Annotated in this window: 3 protein-coding genes and 1 pseudogene; 3 read left to right on the top strand and 1 reads right to left on the bottom strand. The window is 66.3% G+C overall.

Going from position 1 to position 2,343, the window contains the following annotated elements; all coding sequences use genetic code 11:
* Positions 1–115: 115 nt before the first annotated feature.
* Entirely contained in the window at positions 116–493 is a 378-nt protein-coding gene (locus AB0399_RS40395; RefSeq protein WP_366414684.1) for a hypothetical protein, read from the bottom strand.
* A gap of 136 nt (positions 494–629) precedes the next feature.
* On the opposite strand from AB0399_RS40395, the gene AB0399_RS40390 reads away from it, so the two are divergent.
* The 3 genes and pseudogenes from AB0399_RS40390 to AB0399_RS40380 form a co-directional block, all read left to right on the top strand.
* Positions 630–1,880, top strand: coding sequence for a helix-turn-helix transcriptional regulator (locus AB0399_RS40390; RefSeq protein ID WP_366414683.1), 1,251 nt, complete (start codon positions 630–632; stop codon positions 1,878–1,880).
* A 7-nt stretch (positions 1,881–1,887) separates the two neighbouring features.
* Positions 1,888–2,076: pseudogene (locus AB0399_RS40385) on the top strand (Scr1 family TA system antitoxin-like transcriptional regulator); the annotation flags it as partial.
* A partial coding sequence (locus AB0399_RS40380) for a DUF397 domain-containing protein (RefSeq protein WP_366414682.1) occupies positions 2,066–2,343 on the top strand: 278 nt, incomplete at its 3' end. The pseudogene AB0399_RS40385 and the gene AB0399_RS40380, both read left to right, overlap by 11 nt.

Genomic DNA, 2,343 nt, shown 5'->3' with positions numbered 1-2,343 from the left:
CTCGAACCGGAGTCATCGGGCCTGCCCGCACGAATGAACGGAGAGCGTGCGGTGCTGCCCGGGCTCTTCCTGACTGAGCTACAAGGGGGAGTTCATGCAAAGAGGGCAGGCCCGATCAACGGGATACGTCCACCGTCGATCCCACCCGATCGCTACTGCCGGGCAGGCCCAGCAGCGCACCACGGCTGTCGGCGACCCGCAGCGCGTCCGACAACGCCGTGCACAAGTGCGTCACCATGCCGTGGAGTTCGGGCTCCGAAGGTGCCGTCTCCGTCAGAGTCCGGCGGACAAAGCCCAGCAGCTCCCGGCCCATTCCGAGCTGCACGGACTCCATCTCGTCGGCCAGCCGCCACATCGCGTCACACGCATCCGACCGGAGATAGCACGCACCCCCGTCCGGCCCCGGCCACGGCAGAAGCCGGCCGCCGCTCACCGCGGGCCCGCCCGCATCCGCTTTCGCCCCGGGTGGCCACGACTCCATGAACCCGCGCATGTCAGCCTGCCTTCGTCAGGTTGTCCACGCCCCCGGACCGGTAAAACGGTCACGGGGGTCTGCCGTGACAAGACCTTGCCGCCACAAATCACCCAGTCCCATCCCAAGGCCCTATAGGGCGCCCTATATTTGAGGCATGGAGGAAACGCCCGGGCCTCTGTGGTCCCACCCGCAGTTAGCAACGGCGATTGCCAGTGAGGACTGGGGCGCCGTCTTCCGCACGTACCGCAAGCTCACCGGATTGAGCCAGACCAAGCTGGGTGAACGGACCGGCCTCGCCCAGTCCGACGTTTCCGATATCGAACGCGGCCGGCGACGAGTGACCTCCGCCGAGGTGCGGCAGCGGATCGTGGTCGGGCTCGGGCTACGGGACCGGTTCCAGGCTCTTGGTGCCGAGGCCGACAGCGGGAGCGGTCCAGTTCCCGGTCTGTCCCTGGGCAGCGCGCCAAACGAGGACCTCCTGGCCCGGGTAACGGGCGTGGTTGATGGAGACCAGCGGGTGGATGCTGCCACCCTCGACTGGCTCGACCGGCTGTTGGCCGAGCATCGCAGGGCCGAAGATCACATCGGCTCAAGGCCGTTGGTGGACGTGATGCACCAACAGCTACGCACCGTTGTGGAGTTGTACGCCGGAGCTCGGGGGCCTTTGACCGACCGGGTGGTCCGGCTGGCGGCGGAGCATGCACAGTTCCTTGCGTGGATGGCCCAGGATCAGGATGACCCGATCACGGCTCTGGCTTGGTACGACCGCTCCCACGAATGGGCGTTGGAAGCAGGAGACGCCAACATGGCGGCCACAACTCTCAACATGAAGGCGCACCTGGCGTGGTCCAAGGGTCGAGCTGTGCGTTGTGTGAACCTTGCGGAAGCCGCGCGGTGGTCGGCTCCTGGTACTTCTCGCGGCGTACAGGGGATGGCCGCGCAGATGGCTGCTCGTGGCCATGCGCTGGGCGGTGCGCGTGCTGAGGCGGACCGCCTCTTGGATGAGGCGCAGAGTCTCGTCAACGAAGCGGCCGGTCGTCCAGAGGATGAACCGGTCTGGATGTACTTCTACGACGAGACCTGGTTCACCATGCAGCGCGGCATGGCGGCACTGCATCTTCGTGACTGGCAGACCGCCGTTGATCAGTTGACGATCGGACTGGGAGCGATGCCAGACGTCTATCGGCGGGACAAGACGTGGTTCCGGTCCTGCCTTGCTCATGCTCTGGCAGGAGCGGACGAACCGGCTCGGGCGCTCTCCGTGGCCTTGCCAACCGTTAAAGACGCAGCCGCCGTCGGTCGCCCCCACTCGTGGAACGAATTGCATACGGCAGCGGCTGTCCTGCTACGACGGGGCGCGAAGGAGGGACATCAGTTGGTAGCGGCCCTCAAAGACAACGACTGAGCGTTCAATGTGGTTCGAGGACCAACCGCCGGTCGCCTACGTCGAGGGCCTGTACACAGGCAAGGTGCACGACTCACCGGCGATGGTTGAGCGGTTCCAGAACACATACGATCTTGCCCTGACGGACGCGCTCCCGCTGAAGGAGTCGCTCACCCTCCTGCGAGCCACAGCGAAGGACTTCGGACATGACCTCTGACCACATAATCGCAACGGCCTCGACGCTCACCGGATGGCGCAAGAGCAGCTACAGCGGCCCCGATCAGGGCAGCTGCCTTGAAGTCGTCGACGGCATGCCCGGAGTGGTTCCGGTTCGGGACTCGAAGGACCCTGACGGCCCCGCGCTCGTCTTTCCCGCGGACGTCTGGAGCGCGTTCGTGCGCAGCGTCCGGACGGGGGAGCTTCCGGCCGGCAGCACCTGGGTGGGTTCGGCGTCGCCGAAGGCTCCGGCGGCCGCGGGGTCACC

It is taken from the genome of Streptomyces sp. NPDC088194 (assembly GCF_040702025.1).
In the GTDB taxonomy this organism is placed as follows: domain Bacteria; phylum Actinomycetota; class Actinomycetes; order Streptomycetales; family Streptomycetaceae; genus Actinacidiphila.
Note: the sequence above shows the minus strand (reverse complement) of the source record. Positions and strands in the feature narration are given on the sequence as shown.

Bases quoted from the DNA above. Each gene is read 5' to 3' on its own strand.
- AB0399_RS40390 (WP_366414683.1), top strand. From the start codon at position 630: ATGGAGGAAACGCCCGGGCCTCTGTGGTCCCACCCGCAGTTAGCAACG.
- AB0399_RS40395 (WP_366414684.1), bottom strand. From the start codon at position 493: ATGCGCGGGTTCATGGAGTCGTGGCCACCCGGGGCGAAAGCGGATGCG.